At 66.7% G+C, this 23452-nt stretch carries 24 protein-coding genes; 12 read left to right on the top strand and 12 right to left on the bottom strand.

Annotation, left to right across the window (positions count from 1 at the left end):
• Positions 1 to 87: 87 nt before the first annotated feature.
• Both AT700_RS15720 and ndhC read left to right on the top strand, forming a co-directional pair.
• Entirely contained in the window at positions 88 to 411 is a 324-nt protein-coding gene (locus AT700_RS15720; RefSeq protein WP_003102734.1) for a DMT family transporter, read from the top strand.
• A gap of 12 nt (positions 412 to 423) precedes the next feature.
• Entirely contained in the window at positions 424 to 822 is a 399-nt protein-coding gene (ndhC, locus tag AT700_RS15715) for an NADH-quinone oxidoreductase subunit A (RefSeq protein WP_003088123.1), read from the top strand.
• Here ndhC and AT700_RS15710 read toward each other — a convergent pair.
• Positions 819 to 1370, bottom strand: a complete 552-nt coding sequence (locus AT700_RS15710; protein ID WP_003450159.1) for a helix-turn-helix domain-containing protein — start codon at positions 1368 to 1370, stop codon at positions 819 to 821. The two genes, ndhC and AT700_RS15710, sit on opposite strands and share 4 nt — an antisense overlap.
• 85 nt (positions 1371 to 1455) lie before the next feature.
• Here AT700_RS15710 and AT700_RS15705 point away from each other — a divergent pair, with 85 nt between their 5' ends.
• Together AT700_RS15705 and AT700_RS15700 are read left to right on the top strand one after the other, a co-directional pair.
• The gene (locus tag AT700_RS15705) at positions 1456 to 1989 is read left to right on the top strand and encodes a GNAT family N-acetyltransferase (RefSeq protein ID WP_003102722.1); all 534 of its coding nucleotides are present in this window, start codon (positions 1456 to 1458) and stop codon (positions 1987 to 1989) included.
• 68 nt (positions 1990 to 2057) lie between these two features.
• Positions 2058 to 4421, top strand: coding sequence for a DNA polymerase II (locus tag AT700_RS15700; protein WP_003122806.1), 2364 nt, complete (start codon positions 2058 to 2060; stop codon positions 4419 to 4421).
• A 3-nt stretch (positions 4422 to 4424) separates the two neighbouring features.
• Here the strand turns inward: AT700_RS15700 and AT700_RS15695 are convergent, their stop codons facing one another.
• From AT700_RS15695 to AT700_RS30555, 3 genes are all read right to left on the bottom strand, one after another.
• On the bottom strand, positions 4425 to 5093 hold the full coding sequence (locus tag AT700_RS15695; RefSeq protein ID WP_003102715.1) for a hypothetical protein: 669 nt from the start codon (positions 5091 to 5093) through the stop codon (positions 4425 to 4427).
• Positions 5077 to 6486 carry an alpha/beta fold hydrolase gene (locus AT700_RS15690; protein WP_003132715.1) on the bottom strand — a complete coding sequence of 470 codons (1410 nt, stop codon included), beginning with the start codon at positions 6484 to 6486 and terminating at the stop codon, positions 5077 to 5079. Before AT700_RS15690 ends, AT700_RS15695 begins: the two co-directional genes overlap by 17 nt.
• Before the next feature lie 373 nt (positions 6487 to 6859).
• Positions 6860 to 7147, bottom strand: a complete 288-nt coding sequence (locus AT700_RS30555) for a hypothetical protein (RefSeq protein ID WP_003088136.1) — start codon at positions 7145 to 7147, stop codon at positions 6860 to 6862.
• Positions 7148 to 7312: 165 nt separating this feature from the next.
• Between AT700_RS30555 and AT700_RS30550 the strand changes: the two genes are divergently transcribed.
• Positions 7313 to 7699, top strand: a complete 387-nt coding sequence (locus AT700_RS30550; protein WP_003115740.1) for a hypothetical protein — start codon at positions 7313 to 7315, stop codon at positions 7697 to 7699.
• A 13-nt stretch (positions 7700 to 7712) separates the two neighbouring features.
• Here AT700_RS30550 and AT700_RS15675 read toward each other — a convergent pair whose 3' ends face one another.
• The 8 genes from AT700_RS15675 to AT700_RS15640 all read right to left on the bottom strand — a co-directional run bounded on the left by AT700_RS15675 (position 7713) and on the right by AT700_RS15640 (position 15875).
• Positions 7713 to 8336, bottom strand: coding sequence for a glutathione S-transferase family protein (locus AT700_RS15675; protein WP_015648648.1), 624 nt, complete (start codon positions 8334 to 8336; stop codon positions 7713 to 7715).
• A gap of 88 nt (positions 8337 to 8424) precedes the next feature.
• Positions 8425 to 8814 carry a hypothetical protein gene (locus AT700_RS15670; protein WP_047691472.1) on the bottom strand — a complete coding sequence of 130 codons (390 nt, stop codon included), beginning with the start codon at positions 8812 to 8814 and terminating at the stop codon, positions 8425 to 8427.
• Positions 8811 to 9548 carry a hypothetical protein gene (locus tag AT700_RS15665; protein ID WP_009876284.1) on the bottom strand — a complete coding sequence of 246 codons (738 nt, stop codon included), beginning with the start codon at positions 9546 to 9548 and terminating at the stop codon, positions 8811 to 8813. The genes AT700_RS15670 and AT700_RS15665 overlap by 4 nt, the downstream gene beginning before the upstream one ends.
• The gene (locus tag AT700_RS15660; protein ID WP_047691475.1) at positions 9545 to 11974 is read right to left on the bottom strand and encodes a penicillin acylase family protein; all 2430 of its coding nucleotides are present in this window, start codon (positions 11972 to 11974) and stop codon (positions 9545 to 9547) included. The genes AT700_RS15665 and AT700_RS15660 overlap by 4 nt, the downstream gene beginning before the upstream one ends.
• Positions 11975 to 11999: 25 nt before the next feature.
• A complete protein-coding gene (locus AT700_RS15655) occupies positions 12000 to 12623 on the bottom strand; it encodes a 2OG-Fe(II) oxygenase (protein WP_003102697.1) in 624 nt (207 codons plus the stop codon).
• Positions 12624 to 12639: 16 nt separating this feature from the next.
• Positions 12640 to 13914 (bottom strand): fatty acid desaturase, encoded by a 1275-nt coding sequence (locus tag AT700_RS15650; RefSeq protein ID WP_003102695.1) that lies wholly within the window; start codon positions 13912 to 13914, stop codon positions 12640 to 12642.
• A gap of 18 nt (positions 13915 to 13932) precedes the next feature.
• The gene (locus tag AT700_RS15645; protein WP_003088150.1) at positions 13933 to 15102 is read right to left on the bottom strand and encodes a hypothetical protein; all 1170 of its coding nucleotides are present in this window, start codon (positions 15100 to 15102) and stop codon (positions 13933 to 13935) included.
• Positions 15103 to 15107: 5 nt separating this feature from the next.
• Positions 15108 to 15875: a sterol desaturase family protein gene (locus tag AT700_RS15640; RefSeq protein WP_003102692.1), complete on the bottom strand. Its 768-nt coding sequence runs from the start codon at positions 15873 to 15875 to the stop codon at positions 15108 to 15110.
• A gap of 761 nt (positions 15876 to 16636) precedes the next feature.
• On the opposite strand from AT700_RS15640, the gene qscR reads away from it, so the two are divergent.
• The 7 genes from qscR to phzF all read left to right on the top strand — a co-directional run bounded on the left by qscR (position 16637) and on the right by phzF (position 23435).
• The gene (gene qscR, locus AT700_RS15635; RefSeq protein WP_003118960.1) at positions 16637 to 17350 is read left to right on the top strand and encodes a quorum-sensing transcriptional repressor QscR; all 714 of its coding nucleotides are present in this window, start codon (positions 16637 to 16639) and stop codon (positions 17348 to 17350) included.
• A 481-nt stretch (positions 17351 to 17831) separates the two neighbouring features.
• Positions 17832 to 18320 carry a phenazine biosynthesis protein PhzA gene (phzA, locus tag AT700_RS15630; RefSeq protein ID WP_003450170.1) on the top strand — a complete coding sequence of 163 codons (489 nt, stop codon included), beginning with the start codon at positions 17832 to 17834 and terminating at the stop codon, positions 18318 to 18320.
• A 35-nt stretch (positions 18321 to 18355) separates the two neighbouring features.
• Positions 18356 to 18844 (top strand): phenazine biosynthesis protein PhzB, encoded by a 489-nt coding sequence (phzB, locus tag AT700_RS15625; protein WP_003115119.1) that lies wholly within the window; start codon positions 18356 to 18358, stop codon positions 18842 to 18844.
• Between the two features lie 23 nt (positions 18845 to 18867).
• Positions 18868 to 20085: a phenazine biosynthesis protein PhzC gene (gene phzC / locus AT700_RS15620; RefSeq protein ID WP_003093621.1), complete on the top strand. Its 1218-nt coding sequence runs from the start codon at positions 18868 to 18870 to the stop codon at positions 20083 to 20085.
• Positions 20082 to 20705, top strand: coding sequence for a phenazine biosynthesis protein PhzD (phzD, locus tag AT700_RS15615; protein ID WP_003093625.1), 624 nt, complete (start codon positions 20082 to 20084; stop codon positions 20703 to 20705). The genes phzC and phzD overlap by 4 nt, the downstream gene beginning before the upstream one ends.
• Complete coding sequence (gene phzE, locus AT700_RS15610; RefSeq protein ID WP_003117653.1) at positions 20702 to 22585, top strand: phenazine biosynthesis protein PhzE; 1884 nt, start codon at positions 20702 to 20704, stop codon at positions 22583 to 22585. The genes phzD and phzE overlap by 4 nt, the downstream gene beginning before the upstream one ends.
• A gap of 13 nt (positions 22586 to 22598) precedes the next feature.
• Positions 22599 to 23435, top strand: coding sequence for a phenazine biosynthesis protein PhzF (phzF, locus tag AT700_RS15605; RefSeq protein ID WP_003093628.1), 837 nt, complete (start codon positions 22599 to 22601; stop codon positions 23433 to 23435).
• Positions 23436 to 23452 lie beyond the last annotated feature (17 nt).

Genomic DNA, 23452 nt, shown 5'->3' with positions numbered 1-23452 from the left:
CCGGGCGGCACGCACTTTCAGCCGGAAGCGGGACGACCCGTTTTCCCTCTTTCATTGCGCGGGGACGACCCTGCAGAGAGGCTGAAAATGGCGTGGATCTATCTCTTGCTCGCCGGTGTCTTCGAAATCGTCTGGGCCACGGCCATGAAGGAGTCGGCCGGCTTCACCCGCCTGTGGCCGAGCCTGGTCACCCTGCTGTTCATGATCCTCAGCTTCGGCCTGCTGGCCGTTTCCATGAAAACCCTGCCCCTCGGCACGGCCTACACCATCTGGGTCGGCATCGGTGCGGTCGGCGCCTTCGCCCTGGGCATCCTGCTCTTCGGCGAAAGCCCGAGCCCGTTGCGGCTGCTGGCGGTGGGGCTGATCGTGGCCGGCATCGTCATTCTCAAGCTGGCGACCCGTCAGGGCTGAGGGGCGACCATCATGTACGCATCCTTCGCTCCCGCGACCTGGGCCTTGCTCGCCTACCTCTTCGGCGCGCTCGCCCTTTGCCTGCTCATGCTGGGGTTGGGCCGGGTGCTGGGCGGCCGATCGCATGGCCGGGCGAAGAACCTGCCGTTCGAGTCGGGGGTGGATTCCACCGGCTCGTCGCGCTTGCGCTTCTCGGTCAAGTACGCGTTGGTCGCCATGCTGTTCGTGATCTTCGGCATCGAGATGCCGTTCCTCTACCTCTGGGCGGTGTCGCTGCGGGAGAATGGCTGGGCGGGTTTCGTCGAGGCGACGCTGTTCGTCTCCCTGCTGCTGGTCGGACTGTTCTACCTGCACCGGGTCGGCGCCCTCGACTGGTCGCCGGAGCGCCGGCGGAAAAAGCCGCACGACTAGTCGTGGAGGATCACCAGCAGGTAGCGGCAGGCTTGCCCGGCGGTGGCGAAGGTCACCGCGCGGTCGACGCCGAAGTCCAGGCGGTCGCCGCGTTGCAGGTGGAACGACTGCTCGCCGTAATCCACCCGCAGCGCACCCTCGACCAGCCACAGGCGCTGCCGGTAGGGCCGGCCGCCCCAGCGGGGATAGTCGAGGCGGGCGTTCGCCGGGATCTCCACTTCCACCATCTCGCAGCCGCTGCGCGGATCGAGAGCGCCGACCTGGCGGCGGCGGTAGCCGCTGGCCGGGTCTTCCCACACTTCCTGCTGCGCGCGCCGGCAGAGCGGTTCGGCCGGCGCCTGCGCGTCGCCGAGCAGCTCGGAGAGGGCGACCCCCAGGCCGCCGGCGAGACGGCCGAGGACGCTGGCGGTGGGGCTGCTTTGGTTGCGCTCGATGCGCGAGATCATCGCCTTGCTCACCGCGCAGCGTTCGGCCAGTTGGGCGAGGGTCAGCTCGCGCTCCTTGCGCAGGGCGGCTAGGCGTCGGGCAATCAGTTCGTCGATATCCATGAGTGGCCCTGGCGGATTTTTCTCGTCCATGATAGTCACTGTCCAATATATTGGAAATTCGACCTTGCATTGGAGCTTGCCCGCGATGACCGAACCGACGATTCGCCGCCTGGCTGGCGAGGAGATCCTGGCGCGCCTGGACGAACTGGCCGAGGTACTGCTGGACTGCGTGGAAGGCGGGGCTTCGGTCAGCTTCATGTGGCCGTTGCCGCGGGAGCGGGCGCTGGCTTTCTGGCGCGGCGTCGGCGAGAGCGTGGCGGGCGATGAACGCCTGCTGCTGGTGGCGGAAGCGGAGGGGCGGATCGTCGGTACCGTGCAACTGCTCCTCGACCAACCGCCGAACCAGCCGCACCGCGCCGACGTGGCGAAGATGCTGGTGCACCGGCGTGCGCGTCGGCGCGGCATCGGCGAGGCGCTGATGGGCGAGCTGGACCGGCTCGCCCGGGCCTGCGGCAAGTCCCTGCTGGTGCTGGATACGGTCAGCGGCAGCGCCGCCGAACGGCTGTACCTGAAGACCGGCTGGACACGGGTCGGGGAAATCCCGGACTACGCCCTGATGCCGGACGGCACGCCCTGTCCCACCACCTATTTCTACAAGCGCCTGGCTGCTGCCGGCTGACCGAAGATGCCGGCGTTCCCAAGGCAGGCCGGGTAGAATCGGCGGATGCGAGAGATTCGGGGTCGATGGTGGAGTTACTGCAAGGGTTCGTCCTGACCCGGCACTGGCGCGATACGCCGGCCGGCACGGAAGTCGCGTTCTGGCTGGCGACCGAGCAGGGCCCGCGGCAGGTGCGGCTGCCGCCGCAGCCGTCGGTGGCGTTCGTCCTCGCCGAGCAGCGCGGGCGCGTCGAGTCCCTGCTCGCCGGGGAGACTGGCGCCGAGCTGCGGCCGCTGGCGCTGCGCGACTTCCAGCAGCGGCCGGTGCTCGGCCTGTACTGCCAGCAGCATCGCCAACTGATGAATCTGGAGAAACGCTTGCGCCAGGCCGGCGTCGAGGTGTTCGAGGCCGATATCCGGCCGCCGGAGCGCTACCTGATGGAGCGCTTCATCACCGCGCCGGTCAGCCTGGAGGCGAGTGTCGAGGCTGACGGCAGCCTGCTCGCCCGGCGCCTGAAGCCGGCTCCGGACTATCGCCCGCGCCTGCGCCTGGTGTCGCTGGACATCGAGACCAACGCCCGCGGCGATCTCTACTCCATCGCCCTGGAAGGCTGCGGCCAGCGCCAGGTATACATGCTCGGCCCGGCCAACGGCGATGCCGCGGCCGTGGATTTCCGCCTCGACTATTGCGACAGCCGTGCCGGGCTGCTGGAACGTCTCAACCAGTGGCTGGCCGAGCACGACCCCGACGCCATCATCGGCTGGAACCTGGTGCAGTTCGACCTGCGCGTCCTGCATGAGCATGCCCAGCGCCTGAAGGTGCCGCTGCGCCTGGGGCGTGGCGGCGACGAAATGGGCTGGCGCGAGCACGGCAGCCGCAACAACCACTTTTTCGCCGCGGCGGCCGGCCGCCTGATCATCGATGGCATCGAGGCGCTGCGCTCGGCGACCTGGAGCTTCCCCTCGTTCAGCCTGGAGAACGTCGCCCGGACCCTGCTCGGCGAAGGCAAGGCGATCGACAATCCGTACCAGCGGATGGACGAGATCGATCGCATGTTCGCCGAGGACAAGCCGGCCCTCGCGCACTACAACCTGAAGGACTGCGAATTGGTGACGCGGATCTTCGCCCGTACCGAACTGCTCGACTTCCTCCTCGAACGGGCCACCGTCACCGGCCTGCCGGCGGACCGCAGCGGCGGCTCGGTGGCGGCCTTCACCCACCTGTACATGCCGTTGATGCACCGCGCCGGCTTCGTCGCCCCGAACCTCGGCGAGAAGCGTCCGGAAGCCAGTCCCGGCGGCTTCGTCATGGACTCGCGGCCGGGCCTCTACGAATCGGTGCTGGTGCTCGACTACAAGAGCCTGTATCCGTCGATCATCCGTACCTTCCTGATCGACCCGGTCGGCCTGGTGGAAGGCCTGCGCCAGCCGGACGACGAGCACTCGGTGGAAGGCTTTCGCGGCGCCCGCTTCTCGCGTACCCGGCATTGCCTGCCGGCCATCGTCGCACGGGTCTGGGAGGGCCGCGAGGCGGCCAAGCGCGAACGCAACCAGCCGCTCTCGCAGGCGTTGAAGATCATCATGAACGCCTTCTACGGGGTGCTGGGTTCCAGCGGCTGCCGCTTCTTCGACCCGCGCCTGGCCTCGTCCATCACCCTGCGCGGGCATCGGATCATGCGCCGTACCCGCGAGCTGATCGAGGCCGAGGGCTATACGGTGATCTATGGCGATACCGACTCCACCTTCGTCTGGCTCGGCAGCCCCCGCGCCGAGGAGGAGGCCGCGGCCATCGGCCGGGCGCTGGTGGCGCGGGTCAACGACTGGTGGCGCGAGCACCTGAAAGAAGAATTCGGCCTCGACAGCGCCCTCGAGCTGCAATTCGAGACCCATTACCGGCGTTTTCTCATGCCCACCGTGCGCGGCGCCGAGGAGGGCAGCAAGAAACGCTACGCCGGCCTGGTGCGCCGCGCCGACGGTGGCGAGGAGATGGTCTTCAAGGGCCTGGAGACCGTGCGCACCGACTGGTCGCCGCTGGCCCAGCGCTTCCAGCAGGAACTCTACCTGCGCATCTTCAATCGCCAGCCCTACCAGGACTACGTGCGCGATTACGTACGACGGACCCTGGCCGGCGAGCTGGACGACCTGCTGGTCTACCGCAAGCGCCTGCGCCGGCGCCTCGACGATTACCAGCGCAACGTGCCGCCGCATGTGCGCGCGGCGCGCATCGCCGACGACTACAACCTCGAGCGCGGGCGCCCGCGGCAGTACCAGAGCGGCGGCTGGATCAGCTACGTGATCAGCGTCGCCGGTCCCGAGCCGCTCGAGGCGCGGCGTTCGGCCATCGACTACGAGCACTACGTGGGCAAGCAGTTGCAGCCGGTGGCCGACGCCATCCTGCCGTTCGTCGGCGATGATTTCGCCACTTTGGTCGACCGGCAGATGGCACTATTCTGAGGCTCATTGGCGGATGAGCCGCTGGTCCAGCTGGCGCAGCCGTTCCCGGTCGAGGTTGCGCGGCAGGACGAGAGTGTCCGAGCCGTTGGTCAACGGCGATTCCACGGGCCTGTTGAGTGGGATGACGATACGCTCGGCGTCGTAACGGATTTCCTTGGCGTCGGTCAGGCCCTGCTTCTGTAGCTGATGGATGGCTTCGAGGCGGGCGTCGGCGTCGGCTGCGCTGGGCGCCGATTGCATGACCTTCAGGTAGATGTCCAGTGCCTCCCGGCCATTGAACGGACCTTGCCCCAGGTGCTTCACGAATACCCGGTAGACGCCTCCCACCGCGCGGCACAGGCGGCTGTTGCCGTTCTGTGCGGCGATGTCGGCCTGCAGCCTGGCGTCGCACTGCTGCTTGCTCATGTTGCGGGCTTCGGACTTTTCGCTTTGCGCGCAGTAGGCGCTGCCGTAGAGGTCGCCGTCCTTGTCGCAGCGGCCGTAGCAGATATCGTGCAGGCGGCAGGCCTCGCTGAGCGAGCAGCCCGCGACGTCGTCCGGAACCAGATACTGGGTGAAGCCGGAGCCGCAATAGGTGGCCTTGTCTTCGGCGGCGCTGGCGGCGGGCGCCATCCGCGGGGCGAGCAGAACGACGGCGAAGCCGATCAGGAGCAGGCTAGAGAGGGTTTTCATAGAGGACGTCCTGTTCGCTGCGGGTGCCGGGTTCCGAGAGTTGCCGTTGCAGCCGCCGGTGCATGGCCGTGGCTTTGAGGTAGTGGAAGTCGAAGCACTTGCCGAACGAGAAGTTCTTCCGCACCGGGTCGTGGCACTCCCGGTAGTAGGAGGCGCCAGCCGTGCGTTCGTAGATGGCCTTGCTGACGGCGGTGGCCATGAAGGCGATCACCTGGTCGTTGAAGATATCGTTGTGGTCGGCGATGAAGGACTGCGAGGTGTAGATGAAGTTGACCGGCTCGTTGCTGTAGCAGGGCATGCGCGGCAGCGCCGGATCGGCGTTGCCGCCGTCCGCGCTGCAGAAGCTCCTGAAGCGCCATTTGCCGATATCGGTGTCGTCGATCACCCGTGGTTCGGGCGGTCTTGGCGCGCAGTTGTCGCTGCCATCCGGCAGCGGGCACTCGCGGTCGATCAGCAGGGCGGTCCGATACAGGCTGTAGTTGCCGAGGGCGGTGGTATCCAGGTCTTCTTCCCGGAGGCGATAGCGGGTTCCGTTGTAGGTCCTGTCCAGGTCCACCTGGCTCCAGGTGAGGTTGACGCCGACCCATTGGCCGAGCGGGAAGGCGAAGTGGGTGGCGCTGTCGCCGTGCGAACTGATGACGTACAGCAGCGGCGGCGGCTGGGTTCCCAGGGCGCCGACCTTGAGGCTGTTCTCCTTGAGCAGCAGGCCCTGATTGGCCTCTATCGCCGGATTCAGCATGATTACCGCGTCGCCGAAGGCGCGTATCCGCTGACCGTCCTGGAGAGCCAGCAGGCGTTCGAGCAACGGGTCGTGAAGTGCGCCGAGGGTGATTGCGCCGCCGAAGCTGTGGCCGACGATCACCAGATAGTTCCTGTCCTTGCGATCGATCCGTTCCAACTGGGCGAGCAACTCGGCGACGCCACCCCGGCCGACTTCCTCGGCGACGGCCTTCCTGTCCCAGTAGGTCAAGTTCTCGCTATACAGGCCATGCATCGACTTGCCCCGCCAGCCAACATAGAGGCCGACCAGCCTGCGTTTGCCCAGCACCCCGGAGGAGGCGAGATTGGCGAGTGCCTTGTTGAAGCTGGCGACGTTGCCGTCGTCCCGTCCCGCGTTGTGCTTCCAACCGTGAATGAACACCACCATGGCGATGTCCCCCCGGGCGGAGTAGCGCTTTAGCTGGTCGATCAGGCGTTGCGTTCTGGCAGGCGCGAAGTCGTTGCCGCGCTCGCTGTATTCGACGAAGCCGATCTCGTAGTTCGGATGGCGTTCGTAGTAGCTGTCGCTGCAAGGCCGCATGTCGGCGCAGGTCGATTCGCTGTCATCGCGCAGCGGGGCGTTGGCGGCGCAGCCTGCCAGCAGGCAGGCTGCGAGAAGGGCGAGTATTTTCATGACGATTCCCGCGTGGAGATTCTTTTCCGGCGCGCCAGAACTCGACCGGTCGCTACCCGTTACGCAGGCCGGTCGGTACGCTCTGGCGCTGTCGGTGCCCGTGTCGCCGGCCGGGTGCTGTCATGGGGGATGGGAGAGCGCAGGCGGAGAAGTCGTCCCGCGAAAGGCTGGGGAGGCGTGTGTCAGGGTCCCCTGGAAGCGGGCCTGGGATATCCCGGAAAGGCTCGTCGTGGGGCGAACTGTCGAAGACGTTGACATGCTGAACCACCACTTCCGTGTCTGTTCTGCAACTGTCTATAGACCGCCGGGGGATGGGTGTCAAAGTGCCACTTCGCAGCCTTCCGCATGGTGGATGGCTGCGAAGGAGAGTCGATCAGGCCAGTTGCGCCGGGTCGAGCATGTCGCTTTCGAAGGTCATCCAGCCGCCGTTCTCGCTGGCCGCGCCGTCGAGGATCGGGCCGTAGTAGGTGAGGCCGATGGTCAGGCTGAAGCAGATGTGGGTAGCGTTCTCCGGGGCGTCCAGCTGGCCTTCGAAGTGCAGCTTGAGCACGCCCGGCTCGACGCTTTCCAGGCCGATGGCGACGTTCGGGTTGTCCACGGCCTCGCTTTCGCGGCCGCGTTGCTCGGCGCTGACGGTGAGGGTCACGGTGTCTCGGTACATGTCTTGCTCCAGTTGGCGTGGGGCCGGCGTCGCCAGCGCGGCGGACAGACTACTGGCAGACGCGCCGGCTGGCCAGTGCTGGCTGCGGTAGGCGCCGCGCGGGGCCTGGGAATCATTCGCCGGCGGCGCAGTCCAACTGCGCATCACCAACCAACCCCCGAGGGGATGATGAAGCTACCCGTGCTCGCTGTATTGGGCGCCGCGCTGCTGTTGAGCGCCTGCGCGAAGAAGGAGGCCGAGGCCTGTGCCTCGCCGGACGTGAAAGACCAACTGATGCGGATCTTCCTCCAGGGCGCGATCACCGAGCGCTCGCCGGAGTTCAAGGACAGCGCGTTGCGCGACGTGGCGATCCTCGAGAAGGATCCCGACAGCGGCGTGCTGTCCTGCGTCGGCACCCTCAGCGTGCCGGCCGGCCAGCAGGTGGTCGAGGGCGTCCTGCAATACCGCATCGCCCCGGTGGCCAAGTCCGACTACGACTACCTGCTGCTGGATACCGCCGGCGCCAACACCACCGCCCTGGCGCAGCGCCTGAACAAGGCGCTCGGCCAGTAATCGCGCGCCTCGCTCAGGGTACGCCGTTGCGGCCGTGGGCGAGGAAGCCGGGACGGGCGCCGAGGCGCTCGTAATAGGCGCGCACCGCTGGCAGCGACGGATGCTCGAACGGCGTCTCGTACCAGCGGTTGACCGACAGGCCGATGGCGATGTCGGCCAGGCTGAAGGTCTCGCCGGCGACATAGGCGCCGGTGCGTAGCAGTTGTCCCTCGAGGATTTCCATGAAGCCCGTCCAGCCGCGCAACGAAGCCTCCACCTGGGCCGCGTCGCGGTGCGCCGGCGACTGCCGGACCAGGCTCATGAAGGCATAGCTCCACGAGCGGTTGAGGTCGGAGGCCTGCCAGTCCAGCCACTGGTCGACCCGCGCGCGCGGCGCCGCCTGCTGCGGATAGAGGCGTTCGCCGGTATAGCGGTTGGCCAGGTAGCGGATGATGCTGTTGGATTCCCAGAGCACCAGTTCGCCGTCGCGCAGCACCGGCACCATGGCGTTCGGGTTGAGGGCGAGGAATTCCGCCGCGTGGGTGTCGCGGAAGCCGCTGCCCCAGTCTTCGCGGCGGTAGGGCAGGTCCAGTTCGGCGCAGGTCCAGAGCACCTTGCGCACGTTGATCGAAGAGGCCTTTCCGAGAATCTCCAGCATGGCGATGGCGCGTCCTTGGGCAGATAGGAAGGCTCCGAGTATACGGGCCGATCCCGCCGACGGGGAGCGGCTCGAGCGGGGGCGCCGGCTAGGCGCCGCTGGCTTGCCGGCGGCCCGGGCGGCGGCGCGCCCAGAGGGCGAAGTAGAGCCAGCCGATGACGAACGATGGCGCCACGCTCGCCAATGGATGCGGCGTGCCCGAGAGCCAGTGCAGCGCGGCTATCGGCGCGGTCAGCAGGAGCACCACCAGCAGGGGCGCCTGGCGTTGCGCAAGGCCGTGGCGGCGGCCGAGACATTGCAAAAGGTACAGGCCGAAGCGCGTCGCCAGGAGACTCGCGGCGCCCTGGAGCAGGGCGGCGACGCCCATCCCGGCCAGGCCGCCGTCCTGGTTGGCATAGGCCGCCCAGGCGCCGTAGAGCACCGCGGCCGGCAGCGCCGCCAGCCACGGGTCGTCGGAGCGCTGCGCGAGTCCGCTCACCGGATGATCCTCTGCTGCACGTAGGGTTCGGCACCGGGCGCGAGGCGGACCATGCAGAGGATCTGGTCGCTGCTGCCGACGTGGGCGACGAAGTGGTCGTTGGTCCTGGCGTGGCTGGACATCGCCATGCGCGGGAAGAAATCCGGGGCGACGCTGCGTTGCCCGCCGGGTATCAGGCCGGTTTCCGCATCCAGGCGCAGGTTGGCGGACAGCGTGCCGACCACGTCGCGGGCCAGGTCGACCATGTCCGGGCTCTGGCGCGGCGCTTCCAGGTCCGGGTACAGCGTCGCTCCCGGGATCCGCGCGCTTAGGGCGCGGAACATGTTGTAGACCACCGGGTTGTAGGTCTTCGCCACGATCAGTGGCGGCAGCCCGCCGTTGCGCTCGCTGACTTGGCGCAGGAAGAACTGGTTGATCCGCTTGAACAGGCTGGTGCGGTGGTAGCGGTCGACCACCATCGCCGTCCACAGGTAGAGGAAGCGCGTCGCGCCGCGGACGAAGTCCTTCGCGCCCAGGATGCCGATGATCCGTTCGCCCTCCGGGTCGGTCGCCAGTACCAGGTGGTCGTAGGTCTCGAAGATATCCGGCTGGTTGCCGAAGTATTGCAGCACGTCGAACTGCGGCATTCCCTCTTGCAGGTCGGCGACTATCTTGCGCTTGAAGCCCTCGGGGAACTGCCGTTCGCGGCTGGAGTAGTCGAGGTCGAAGGCGTTTTTCTGCGGATCGCTGGTCATGGTCGTGGCTCGCCGGAGGAAGAGGCTGAAGGGCGCAGGACCAACTGGCGGTCCGTCGCGTCGGGGGCGTCGTCGGCGATACGGATGTACGCGCCGCGGGCCCAGAGTTCGTTGAGATCGGTGGCGCCGTCGAACGGCAGGCCGGAATTGCGGGTGGACAGCGCGTAGCGCGAGTTGTCGAAGTCCGCCAGGTCGATGACCATCCGCAGGGTCGCGGCGATCCGTGTGTTGAACGGGTTGGCCGGGTCGCTGTAGTCGAAGCGCCCGACGTTGACGCTGAAGTTGTCGCCGCCCTTGTTGTTCTTCAGGTCGAACAGCGCGCGCAACGGGGTCTTGTGCAAGGGCACGTGCTCGGCGAGGGCGGCGTGCGCCTCGCCCCACTTCCAGCCGCTCGGCGCGCTTCCGTGGGCGGCTCGCAGTTCGTCGAGGGCGCGGCGCAGCGACTGGTTCAGCTTGAGGTCGCAGCCTTGTTCCTGGCCGCACCAGAAGCGCAGATCGGCCTGGCCGTCGAGGATCAGCCGGAGGAATCCGTCGTAGTTGCGCTGGTTCCAGCCGCTGGCCAGCAACTGCGTGCCGATCCTCGGTTGCAGCAGCTCGCGGGTGAAGGCGCGTACCCAGTAGCCGGCGATCAGTGGCGCGGCCAGGTCGGCGGCGGCCTGGTGGTTCCAGCCCTGGAGCAGGGCGAAGGCCTCGCTGGCGCGCAGTTCGGGGTCGCTGACCTGCTCCAGCATCTTCGGCAACAGGCTCGCCATCACGCTGGAGAACTCGTCGTTCTGCAACTCCAGGCTGTCTTCCAGGGTGCGCTGGCCGGGGCCGCCGAGCCACTCGCGGATGCGTTCGTAGCGGTAGGGCAGGACCCAGTCGTGGCCGAAGTCGAAGGCATTGTCGGGCGGCACGATGCGCTGGTTCGCCGTGGCGATGAACCCTTCGCGGGGGTTGAGGCTGCGTGGCTTGGCGCTTTCCGGAACGTAGCCGACCCAGTCGTAGCGGCTCTCCCAGCCGGGCGAGGGGGCCAGGCCATGGAGGTCGTCGTCGGCGCCGCGGAGCGGTACGCGACCGGCGGAGACGTAGCCGATGTTGCCCTCGACGTCGGCATAGACCATGTTCTGCGGCGGTACGCCGAAGTCGGCGGCGGCGTCGAGGAACTGTTCCCAGCCTTCGGCCCGGTTGATCGCCAGCAGGCTCGGGAAGGTCTTGTCGTGACGGTCGAGGCCGGTCCAGGCGAGGGCGATCACCAGCCGGTCGCGCTGCGCCTGCGGCAGCCGCGCCGGTTCGTAGATGTCGCTGATCACCGGGCCGTGGCGGGTGCTGCGGACCTCCAGCGAGACCGTCTCGCCGTCGCGCACGGCGATGCGTTCCAGGCGCGTCTCGAAGGGCCGGTAGCCGTCCGGGGCCAGGTAGCGCCGCGGGTCCTGGGGATCGACGCGCTCCAGGTAGGCGTCCTGGATGTGCGAGCCGGTATTGGTGTAGCCCCAGGCGATGCGCTGGTTATGGCCGATGACGAACAGCGGGGCGCCGGCGAAGTTGGCGCCGGTGAGGCTCAGGCCGGGGATCTTCAGGCTGGCCAGGTAGAAGGCCGCCGGGTTGGTCAGGCGCAGGTGCGGATCGTTGGCCAGCAGCGGCTTGCCGGTGGCGCTGCGGCTGGCGGAGACCACCCAGTTGTTCGAACCGATGCCCTCGACGTTGGAACCGGGCAGTTGCCCCAGCAGCTTGCCGGCGTCCGGCGTGCCGTGCAGGGAGCGGTACAGGCTGGCGTAGTCGCGGGTGGCCGGCGGCCGCTCGCCCGGATAGGGGGCGAACACCTCGTTGATCCGCGCCAGGTCCAGGTGCTCGGCCAGCGCCAGGCGCTGCAACTGCATGCCCAGGTTGGCGCTCAGGGTCCAGGAATAGAGCAGGTGCAGGGACAGGCTGTCCACCGGCCCCCAGGGCCCCGGCCGCTCGTGGCGCACCAGGCTGAATTCCAGCGGCAGCGCCGCCGGGGCCAGCTCCAGGTAGGCGTTGATCCCGTCGCTGTAGCGCTGCAGCAGGACGCGCGTGGGCGCGTCCAGGTTGGCGTAGATGCCCTCGGCGGTGCGCCGGAAGCCCAGGGTGCGGGCGAACCTGTCCATCGGCAGGGTCTTGGCGCCGAACACTTCGGAGAGCGTCCCGCCGGCATAGCGGCGGGCGAACTCCATCTGCCACAGGCGATCCCTGGCGTGGCTGTAGCCGAGCAGGAAATAGCCGTCCTCCAGGCTCTGCGCGCGGATATGCGGGACGCCGGCGGCGTCCCAGGCGATCCGCCCCTCGTGTTCCAGGCCATGGCCGACCTGGATCTCGCCGTACTTGAAGCCCAGCGGGACGGCCAGCAGGTAGACCGCGCAGGCCAGTAGCCCCAGCAGCAGGCCGCCGAGGGACAGGCGCCAGGCGTAACGTGCGTTCTTCGACATCGCTTCGAGTCTCCACGCCGACGGGTCAATAGACCCGCCGGTTCCGGTCCGCATGGCGACTGACGAAGAACACCAGCGAGACGCGCTCGCCGGCGGTCACCTGCTGGACCTCGTGGGGATAGCTGCAGTCGCTGATGATCACCGAGCGCGGCTCCGGCTTGATGTCGTTGCGCAGGTTGCCGTCGCGGTCGTAGACCACGAACTGGCCGCCGGAGAAGTAGGTGCCGAGCTGCAGGACGATGGAGTACTGGTAGTCCGGGTTGCTGTCGGTATCCAGGTGCCGGCCGATGAACGAGCCGGCCTTCATCCGGTTCACCTGCATGCGCCGGACGTAGAAGGCGTCGTCGCCCATCAGCTTGCGGAACAGGCTCATCACGTTGTCGTTGCAGACGCGCGGGATGATCAGCTCCGACAGCGCATGGTTGACCACCGTGGGACGGTCGCGGTCGGTCATGAAACGGGCCACGTAGAGGTCGTTCTCCTCGTCGGCGTCGCCGATCAGGATCTTCTCCCACGGCAGGGTCGAGTTGGCCAGGACCTGGTTCATCAGTTCCCAGTCCTGCTCGTCGTAGAGCGCGTCGCTGGGGGTGATATAGGCGCAGCCGTTGGCTGCCAGGCTCTGGGTGATCTGGGCAATCTGAGTATTCATGGGGTTTCCTGTGTGATCAGGCGGTAGCCTGGGATGCGGGTTGGTTGGTGTGGGGCTGGTTGGCGGCATCGGTCTCCGGAGCGAGCCGGGCATGGTTCTCGCGGTACCAGTCGACGATTCCGAACGGGTCCGACTGGCCGCGGCAGAGGTGGTCGCGCAGGATCAGGAAGTTCTCCCACATGCCCCAGGTCTCGGTCATCGGGCCGAACTTCGAGGGGCGCGCCTCGTTGGCCGCGCGCTCCGGCGCGATGCGCCAGAAGTTCACTCCCGGCTTGCGATGGTGGAAGTCGTGGCTGGGCAGGTCCTGCATGAAGGAGAACACCCGCAGCGGGATGTCGATCAGCAGCACGCCCAGGCTCCAGCGAACGAACGCCAGGGCGAAGGCCAGGCCCTGCTTGTCGGCCGGGTAGGGGCGGCCGAGGAAGCGTCCCCAGCTCAGCGAGCCGTAGTGCAGGAAGCGCGGCAGGCCGTGCTCGTTGCGGGCGAACCAGAGGTGCTCGGAGACGTGCTGGATCCACGACGAGTACTGGGTGAGGATGAAGATCGGGAACAGGTAGAACAGCGCGAACGCCTCCAGGTAGCCGCTGGCGTACACCAGGCCGAGCAGCGCAGCCCAGTAGAGCGCCCGGCTGACGCGCTCGTGGCGCGGGGCGGAGACGAAGCTGACGTCGAAACGGAACTTCAGGTGCTCGAGGATCCGCGCCGGATGGAAGGGCGCGAGCACCAGGCGGGTCCAGAAGGCGCTCTCGGACATGCCCTTGTAGAAGCCGTGCTGTTTCATGAAGACCAGGTCGACGTCGTGCTCGGTATTGAAGGTGCGCACGCTGTGGTGTTCGTTCACGTGCAGCTTCACGTACTCGTCGCGCGGGGTGTGCAGGATCGGGATCGACAGGATCCACTTGCAGGTGAAGCGGGCCAGCGCCTTGTTCTCCAGGCTGGCGCCATGGGTGGTGTAGTGGAAGGTATGGAGGAAGCCACGCTGGCGGTTGACCACCAGGCACATGATCAGCGCGCCCAGCAGGCACTTCAGCCACAGTGGCTGCTGCGAGGCGAGCAGTTGCTGGCCGTAGATCACCGCGAGGAAGAACACCGCGTAGCCCCAACTGATGTGCAGGTAGAGCTGCCAGGGCTTGAGCAGGGTGTCTTTCGGCCGTCGTGGCGGGCGGTCGTTCAGCGACTTGCCGGTGACCCAGGTCCAGAACGGCTGGCAGGGCAGGTCCTTGTAGGTACGGCGCACGTCGATGCCGTATCCGTACTTGGAGTATCGGGTCTTGAACAGTTCATCTTGCATGGCGCAGGCGCTCCCTCGTTACAGGTAGTCGGTTCGGATGTAGAGCGTCGGGACGGTCGCGAAGAACGAGTAGAACGGCTCCATCCGGTAGTGATCGACGGCCAGCACGACGAAGTTGTCGAAGCGCTCGCCGAAGAGTTTTCCCATCAATGCGTACTCGGCGGCCTGGGAGACGAAGCTGGCCCAGATCTGCTCGCGCGACTGGCTGGCGAACCATTTCTCGTAGAGCGGCAGGCGCGACAGGAAGATCGATTCCAGGGCCGGGTAGTCCAGCCCGGTCTGGCCGTAGTCGCCCTGTTCCAGGCGCTGGACGATCTCGCCGTGGGCCCGGTGCCAGCCGTCCTCGCCGCCGCACATCTCGAAGAACGAGCAGGTCGCGGCCGGGCAGGGCAGGGCCCCGGCGATCCGCTCGAGCTGGCGCTCGACCTTGCCGAGGAAACCCTCGCGGGTCTCGCCGGTGGCGGGGTTGCGGTTGAACGACAGGTATTCGAACTCGCCGCCGAGGATCGCGTGGCGGATCTCCACCTGGCGCGCCCTGGCCAGCTCCGCCACCGCCTGCCCGGCGCTGACCAGCTTGGCGCCGGCCAGGCCGGGCTGGTCGCCGACTCGCTCGAAGGTGTAGCGCGGCTTGCCCTCGGCATCGCTGGAGTGCGAGTAGTCCGGGCATACCGCGCTCACCAGGTGCAACGGACGGCCTTCGCCAGCGGCGCGCTCCAGCGCCTCCACCAGGCCGCGCAGGGCCCGCTCGCTGGGCGGCATGACGTTGCCGGCGGCCAGCCAGCGCTCGATGTCGCGGGCGTGGCGGTCGAGCTGCGGGATGTCCGGATGCTTGAGTTCCAGCTCGCTCTTGGCGTTGACCGCATCGGCCAGGAGCAGGGTGGTCAGGGACGGGATGCGTCCCTTGCTCTTGAAGCGGTGGATGTTGGTGACCACCGAGTTGCCCTGGCGCAGCTTGAAGTCGAATTCCTGGTGGCGCGACTGGAGGATCAGGTAGAACAGGTAGTTGCTGAACGGCAGCTCGCGCGCGCCGTGGGAGATGCGCAGCTCCAGATACCTGCGTTTCAGTTCGCCGAGGCGCGTTTCCAGTTGCGCATAGGTATGGTCGGGGACCACTTCGGCGAGGGGGAGGCCATACGAGATGGATTTCAATATGTTCCGGCTGAGACGGGAATCGATGTCTGGAATCATGGCGTTCACCTGACGTCGGGCTTGACCAGGACGGGAGCGGGCTGGGTTTTTCCGGGGAGGCTGTGCACGTCGCGGAACAGCAGCATGTCGACGAACTGCTGCTCCTTGTCGCCGGCGAAGCCCTGCGGCTCGTCGATGCGGCGGGGGTTCTCGTAGGTGCCGAACAACATGTCCCAGATCGGGAAGTCGCTGTAGTTGCACTCGTGGCGGTCGCGCTGGTGGTGGATGCGGTGCATCTCCGGGCGCTGGAACAGGTAGCCGAGGACGTGCGGGGTGCGCAGGTTCGAGTGGTAGAACATCTCGCCGAGCGCGGCGAACATGATGTAGTAGGCGCCGGCCTCGATGCTGATGCCCATCACCACGTAGGCGACGAAGCTGCCCAGCAGCGAGTTGAAGACCATCTCGGTCGGATGCTTGTAGAAGGAGGTGAATACCTCGATGCGTTGCGGCGCGTGGTGCAACTGGTGGAACAGCCGCCAGAGCGTGTCGTTGGCGTGGCGCGCGCGATGCCACCAGTAGGTGACGAAGGTGTTGACGAAGTAGGCGGCGAAGCCGGCCAGCAGTGGTGGCAGGGCATCCGAGGTGTGCAGCAGGCTGTGCCCCATCATCCATTTGTTCCAGGTGATGCCGGCGAGCAGGGCGATCGACACCTGGACGATGTTGAGGAAGATCACCCGGGCCACCCAGGTGCTCACCTTGGGCAATTTCCAGCCGGGAACCAACTGTTCCAGCATGAAGATGAATAGCGCCACTCCGATCAAGTAATAAATCATATTTATCTCCTCTTCCTTAGGGGCGGACGCCATGCGGAACTTTCATCGATACGAAAGGCCAGCGTCCTGTTTATTGTCTGAAGCACTTCTCGGCAGGCTGCGGTTATCGCTTCGCTATATTCGGAAGGCGATCTCGGTCAGGCGTGGATAGCTTGTCCATGGTCGAATGGAGCGCTCTTTTTAATTGCCTCAGAATGCGCTTCGTGAAAATCGGCACGGACAATGAAATGCCTGGTCGAATTAAATTGTCACAGCCCGGCAGGGACAACCTGCCCTTCCGGGCAGGTATCTGCGGAGAGATAGGGGGGGAAGTATGTAGTTGCCATTTCTGGTCCCCGGGGAGCCTCGTCGACGAGGCCCGCCATGGGCCAAGGTTTGTTGTCGGGAGGCTCTCCCGACGACGATGGAGCGTGCGAGAAGAACAATGAGAAAGACCGCCGTGAGGCCCATCGGAGAGCCGTTCTACGGTTTCCGCAAAGATCCGGGGCGCCGTCCCCTCCAGCCCAGCGCAGTTCCTGCGCGGCGCCTCGTGTCCGTGCTCATCGAGAAGTTCTCTTCAGCCTCGTTTCGTCGTCGCCCGGCGGGCGGCGAATGGGCTAGACCTCGTCCGGAACACCCGCACAGGGCCGGTGGCGATATGTACTTCCAGGTCCGGCTTGATAAAGGGAATTGTCATGAGTGGATAAGACGGAAACAAAAAAGAATAAAAACGCTGAAGAACCGAATCCTGCCGGGATCGATTGTTGACTGGTGAAGCTGGCATGCATGATGAGAGAGAGGGATATCTCGAGATTTTGTCAAGAATAACAACCGAGGAAGAGTTCTTCTCCCTGGTTCTCGAGATATGCGGTAATTATGGATTCGAATTCTTTTCATTCGGTGCGCGGGCGCCTTTCCCGCTGACCGCACCTAAATATCATTTCCTGTCCAATTACCCAGGGGAATGGAAAAGCAGATATATCTCCGAAGACTACACATCCATCGACCCGATCGTGCGCCATGGTCTTCTGGAATACACCCCGCTGATCTGGAATGGCGAAGACTTCCAGGAGAACCGTTTCTTCTGGGAGGAAGCGCTGCATCACGGCATCCGTCACGGCTGGTCGATCCCGGTCCGCGGCAAGTACGGGCTGATCAGCATGCTGTCCCTGGTGCGTTCCAGCGAGAGCATCGCCGCCACGGAAATCCTGGAGAAGGAATCCTTCCTGCTCTGGATCACCAGCATGCTGCAGGCTACCTTCGGCGACCTGCTGGCGCCGCGCATCGTCCCGGAAAGCAATGTGCGCCTGACCGCCAGGGAAACCGAGATGCTCAAGTGGACCGCGGTGGGCAAGACCTACGGCGAGATCGGCCTGATCCTGTCGATCGACCAGCGCACGGTGAAGTTCCATATCGTCAATGCGATGCGCAAGCTCAACTCCAGCAACAAGGCGGAGGCCACCATGAAGGCTTACGCCATCGGCCTGCTCAACTGAATCGACGCCTCGTCGCCTAGCGAGGCCGCCGCGCAAGCGTCCGGCCATTCACCGAATGGCCGGATAGCGTTTGCGCCGGTCGCCTGAGCGCAGCCTTCCCACCGGCAGCGTTTCCCCGCTGCCCCCTTCGCCATTGCGCCCGTCCTCCTGTTGTCCGGCACGCTAGTGCAACTTTCCGGGCGCTTGGCAAACCGGCCAAAGAATAGAACGGAATCGATGCCCCACACCTGTAATTTTTAAGGGGTTATGGCTATTGCAAAAAAGCGTTTATAAGTTTGTCCCCTGTCAAATCTGGTTACAACTGGGTTTCAGGCGAAACATTCGGTCATGGCAATTCGGCATTAGTTGAAACTTTGGAGACGCTCCGAAGCGGGCAACTTTTGCCCGGAAAAAGCTTCACGGCAATTTCTCCGGCCTGTCATCCCGATGTCTTCTTTCCGGTATGGATGCCAGTCGATTCGAACTGGCGGAGATTCGCACCATGCGAGAGTACCAACGGTTGAAAGGGTTTACCGACAACCTGGAATTGCGTCGGCGCAACCGTGCCACGGTCGAGCACTACATGCGCATGAAGGGGGCCGAACGGTTGCAGCGGCACAGCCTGTTCGTCGAGGACGGCTGCGCCGGCAACTGGACCACGGAAAGCGGCGAACCCCTGGTTTTCCGGGGCCATGAGAGCCTCAGGCGGCTCGCCGAGTGGCTCGAGCGCTGCTTCCCCGACTGGGAGTGGCACAACGTGCGGATCTTCGAGACCGAGGATCCGAACCACTTCTGGGTCGAGTGCGACGGGCGCGGCAAGGCGCTGGTCCCGGGGTATCCGGAGGGCTATTGCGAGAACCACTACATCCATTCCTTCGAACTCGAGAACGGCCGGATAAAACGCAATCGCGAGTTCATGAACCCGATGCAGAAATTGCGTGCATTGGGAATAGCCGTTCCACAAATAAAACGTGACGGTATTCCCACCTGATTAATGTTTATTCCAATTCAAGAGGAGATATGACGATGCTCGATAATGCCATTCCCCAAGGTTTCGAAGACGCCGTGGAGTTGCGCAGGAAGAATCGCGAGACGGTGGTCAAGTATATGAACACCAAAGGCCAGGATCGCCTGCGCCGCCATGAACTTTTCGTCGAGGACGGCTGTGGCGGTTTATGGACCACCGATACCGGCTCGCCCATCGTCATTCGTGGCAAGGACAAGCTGGCCGAGCACGCGGTGTGGTCGCTGAAATGCTTCCCGGATTGGGAGTGGTACAACATCAAGGTCTTCGAGACCGACGATCCCAACCACTTCTGGGTCGAGTGCGACGGCCACGGCAAGATCCTCTTCCCCGGCTATCCCGAGGGCTACTACGAGAACCACTTCCTGCATTCCTTCGAGCTGGACGACGGCAAGATCAAGCGCAACCGCGAATTCATGAACGTCTTCCAGCAATTGCGCGCCCTGAGCATTCCGGTCCCGCAGATCAAACGCGAAGGCATTCCCACCTGAGGCCATCCTGGAAGGGGTGAACTATGGACGATCTATTGCAACGCGTACGGCGCTGCGAAGCGCTGCAGCAACCCGAATGGGGCGATCCGTCGCGCCTGCGCGACGTGCAGGCGTACCTGCGCGGCAGTCCGGCGCTGATCCGCGCCGGCGACATCCTGGCCCTGCGCGCGACCCTGGCGCGGGTCGCCCGCGGCGAGGCGCTGGTGGTGCAGTGCGGCGACTGCGCCGAGGACATGGACGACCACCATGCCGAGAACGTGGCGCGCAAGGCCGCCGTGCTGGAACTGCTGGCCGGCGCCCTGCGCCTGGCCGGCCGGCGGCCGGTGATCCGCGTCGGGCGCATCGCCGGGCAGTACGCCAAGCCGCGTTCCAAGCCGCACGAGCAGGTCGGCGAGCAGACCCTGCCGGTCTATCGCGGCGACATGGTCAACGGCCGCGAGGCCCATGCCGAGCAGCGCCGGGCCGATCCGCAGCGGATCCTCAAGGGCTACGCGGCGGCGCGCAACATCATGCGCCACCTGGGCTGGGACGCCGCGTCCGGGCAGGAGGCGAATGCCTCGCCGGTCTGGACCAGCCACGAGATGCTGCTGCTCGACTACGAGCTGTCGATGCTGCGCGAGGACGAGCAGCGCCGGGTCTATCTCGGTTCGACCCACTGGCCGTGGATCGGCGAGCGCACCCGCCAGGTCGACGGCGCCCATGTGGCGCTGCTGGCCGAGGTGCTCAACCCGGTGGCCTGCAAGGTCGGTCCGGAGATCGGCCGCGACCAGTTGCTGGCGCTCTGCGAGCGCCTCGACCCGCGCCGCGAGCCGGGGCGCCTGACGCTGATCGCGCGGATGGGCGCGCAGAAGGTCGGCGAGCGCCTGCCGCCGCTGGTGGAGGCGGTGCGCGCAGCCGGCCACCCGGTGATCTGGCTGAGCGACCCGATGCACGGCAACACCATCGTCGCGCCCTGCGGCAACAAGACCCGCCTGGTGCGCAGCATCGCCGAGGAGGTGGCGGCGTTCCGCCTGGCGGTGTCCGGCTCCGGCGGCGTGGCCGCCGGGCTGCACCTGGAGACCACCCCGGACGACGTCACCGAGTGCGTCGCCGATTCCAGCGGCCTGCACCAGGTCAGCCGGCACTACACCAGCCTCTGCGATCCGCGGCTGAACCCCTGGCAGGCGCTCAGCGCGGTGATGGCCTGGTCCGGCGCAGAAGCGATCCCGAGCGCAACCTTCCCCCTGGAGACCGTGGCATGAGCGGCATTCCCGAAATCACCGCCTATCCCTTGCCGACCGCCCAGCAGTTGCCGGCCAACCTGGCGCGCTGGAGCCTGGAGCCGCGGCGCGCGGTGCTGCTGGTGCACGACATGCAGCGCTACTTCCTGCGCCCGCTGCCCGAGAGCCTGCGCGCCGGGCTGGTGGCCAACGCCGCGCGGCTGCGCCGCTGGTGCGTCGAGCAGGGCGTGCAGATCGCCTACACCGCCCAGCCGGGCAGCATGACCGAGGAGCAGCGCGGCCTGCTCAAGGACTTCTGGGGGCCGGGCATGCGCGCCAGTCCGGCCGACCGCGAGGTGGTCGAGGAGCTGGCGCCGGGGCCGGACGACTGGCTGCTGACCAAGTGGCGCTACAGCGCCTTCTTCCACTCCGACCTGCTCCAGCGGATGCGCGCCGCCGGCCGCGACCAGTTGGTGCTGTGCGGCGTATACGCCCACGTCGGGGTGCTGATCTCCACGGTCGACGCCTACTCCAACGACATCCAGCCGTTCCTGGTGGCCGACGCCATCGCCGACTTCAGCGAGGCGCACCACCGCATGGCCCTGGAATACGCCGCCAGCCGCTGCGCGATGGTGGTCACCACCGACGAGGTGCTGGAATGAACGCCCTGCCCACATCGCTGTTGCAGCGCCTGCTCGAACGGCCGGCGCCGTTCGCCTTGCTCTACCGCCCGGAAAGCAATGGCCCGGGCCTGCTCGACGTGATTCGCGGCGAGGCGCTCGAACTGCACGGCCTGGCCGACCTGCCGCTGGACGAGCCCGGCCCGGGCCTGCCGCGCCATGACCTGCTGGCGCTGATTCCCTACCGGCAGATCGCCGAGCGCGGCTTCGAGGCGCTCGACGACGGCACGCCGCTGCTGGCGCTGAAGGTCCTGGAGCAGGAACTGCTGCCGCTGGAGCAGGCCCTGGCGCTGCTGCCGAACCAGGCGCTGGAACTGAGCGAGGAAGCTTTCGACCTCGACGACGAGGCCTACGCCGAAGTGGTCGGGCGGGTCATCGCCGACGAGATCGGTCGCGGCGAAGGCGCCAACTTCGTGATCAAGCGGCGCTTCCAGGCGCGCATCGACGGCTACGCCACGGCCAGCGCGCTGAGTTTCTTCCGCCAGTTGCTGCTGCGCGAGAAGGGCGCCTACTGGACCTTCATCGTCCACACCGGCGAACGCACCCTGGTCGGCGCCTCGCCCGAGCGACACATCAGCGTGCGCGACGGCCTGGCGGTGATGAACCCGATCAGCGGCACCTACCGCTACCCGCCGGCCGGGCCGAACCTGGCCGAGGTCATGGAATTCCTCGACAACCGCAAGGAAGCCGACGAGCTGTACATGGTGGTGGACGAGGAACTGAAGATGATGGCGCGGATCTGCGAGGACGGCGGCCGGGTGCTCGGTCCCTACCTCAAGGAGATGGCGCACCTGGCGCACACCGAGTACTTCATCGAGGGCCAGACCAGCCGCGACGTGCGCGAGGTGCTGCGCGAGACGCTGTTCGCCCCGACCGTCACCGGCAGCCCGCTGGAAAGCGCCTGCCGGGTGATCCGCCGCTACGAGCCGCAGGGTCGCGGCTACTACAGCGGGGTGGCGGCGCTGATCGGCGGTGACGGCCAGGGCGGGCGCACGCTGGACTCGGCGATCCTGATCCGCACCGCCGAGATCGAGGGCGACGGCCGCCTGCGCATCGGCGTCGGCTCGACCATCGTGCGTCACTCCGATCCCCTGGGCGAGGCGGCGGAAAGCCGGGCCAAGGCTTCCGGGCTGATCGCCGCGCTGAAGAGCCAGGCGCCGCAGCGCCTGGGCTCGCACCCGCACGTGGTGGCGGCGCTGGCCAGCCGCAACGCGCCGATCGCCGACTTCTGGCTGCGCGGCGCCAGCGAGCGCCAGCAGTTGCAGGCCGACCTGTCCGGACGCGAGGTGCTGATCGTCGATGCCGAGGACACCTTCACCTCGATGATCGCCAAGCAGCTCAAGTCGCTGGGCCTGACGGTGACCGTGCGCGGCTTCCAGGAGCCGTACTCGTTCGACGGCTACGACCTGGTGATCATGGGCCCCGGCCCGGGCAACCCCACCGAGATCGGCCAGCCGAAGATCGGCCACCTGCACCTGGCCATCCGTTCGCTGCTCAGCGAGCGCCGGCCGTTCCTCGCCGTGTGCCTGAGCCACCAGGTGCTGAGCCTGTGCCTGGGCCTGGACCTGCAACGCCGGCAGGAGCCCAACCAGGGCGTGCAGAAACAGATCGACCTGTTCGGCGCCGCCGAGCGCGTCGGCTTCTACAACACCTTCGCCGCGCGCGCCTTGCAGGACCGCATCGAGATTCCCGAGGTCGGCCCGATCGAGATCAGCCGCGACCGCGAGACCGGCGAGGTCCATGCCCTGCGCGGGCCGCGCTTCGCCTCCATGCAATTCCACCCCGAATCGGTGCTGACCCGCGAGGGTCCGCGCATCATCGCCGACCTGCTGCGCCACGCGCTGGTCGAGCGGCGGCCCTGAGCCAGGAGAGCCCATGCACAGATATGTCGTGATAGACGCCTTCGCCAGCGAACCGCTGCAAGGCAACCCGGTGGCGGTGTTCTTCGACTGCGACGACCTCAGCGGCGAGCGCATGCAGCGCATGGCGCGGGAGATGAACCTGTCGGAGAGCACCTTCGTGCTCCGCCCGCAACAGGACGGCGACGCGCGCATCCGCATCTTCACCCCGGTCAACGAACTGCCGTTCGCCGGCCACCCGCTGCTGGGCACCGCCATCGCCCTGGGCGCCGAGACCGACAAGGACAGGCTGTTCCTGGAGACCAGGATGGGCACCGTGCCCTTCGCCCTGGAGCGCCAGGACGGCAAGGTGGTGGCCTGCAGCATGCAGCAGCCGATCCCCACCTGGGAGCACTTCAGCCGCCCGGCCGAGCTGCTCGCCGCCCTCGGCCTGAAGGGCTCGACCTTTCCCATCGAGGTCTACCGCAACGGCCCGCGCCACGTGTTCGTCGGCCTGGAGAGCGTCGCCGCGCTGTCCGCGCTGCACCCCGACCACCGCGCGCTGTGCGACTTCCCGGACCTGGCGGTGAACTGCTTCGCCGGCGCCGGGCGGCACTGGCGCAGCCGCATGTTCTCGCCGGCCTACGGCGTGGTCGAGGACGCCGCCACCGGCTCCGCCGCCGGGCCGCTGGCGATCCACCTGGCGCGCCACCGGCAGATTCCCTACGGGCAGCAGATCGAGATCCTCCAGGGCGTCGAGATCGGCCGGCCGTCGCGCATGTACGCCCGCGCCGAGGGCGCCGGCGAGCGGGTCTCGGCGGTGGAAGTGTCGGGCAACGGCGCGGCCTTCGCCGAAGGCCGGGCCTACCTGTGAACGGGCAGAACGGAGGA

This window comes from Pseudomonas aeruginosa, assembly GCF_001457615.1.
GTDB classification, from domain to species: domain Bacteria; phylum Pseudomonadota; class Gammaproteobacteria; order Pseudomonadales; family Pseudomonadaceae; genus Pseudomonas; species Pseudomonas aeruginosa.
The sequence above is the reverse complement of the archived record's forward strand: the minus strand, read 5'-3'. Positions and strand labels throughout refer to the sequence as shown.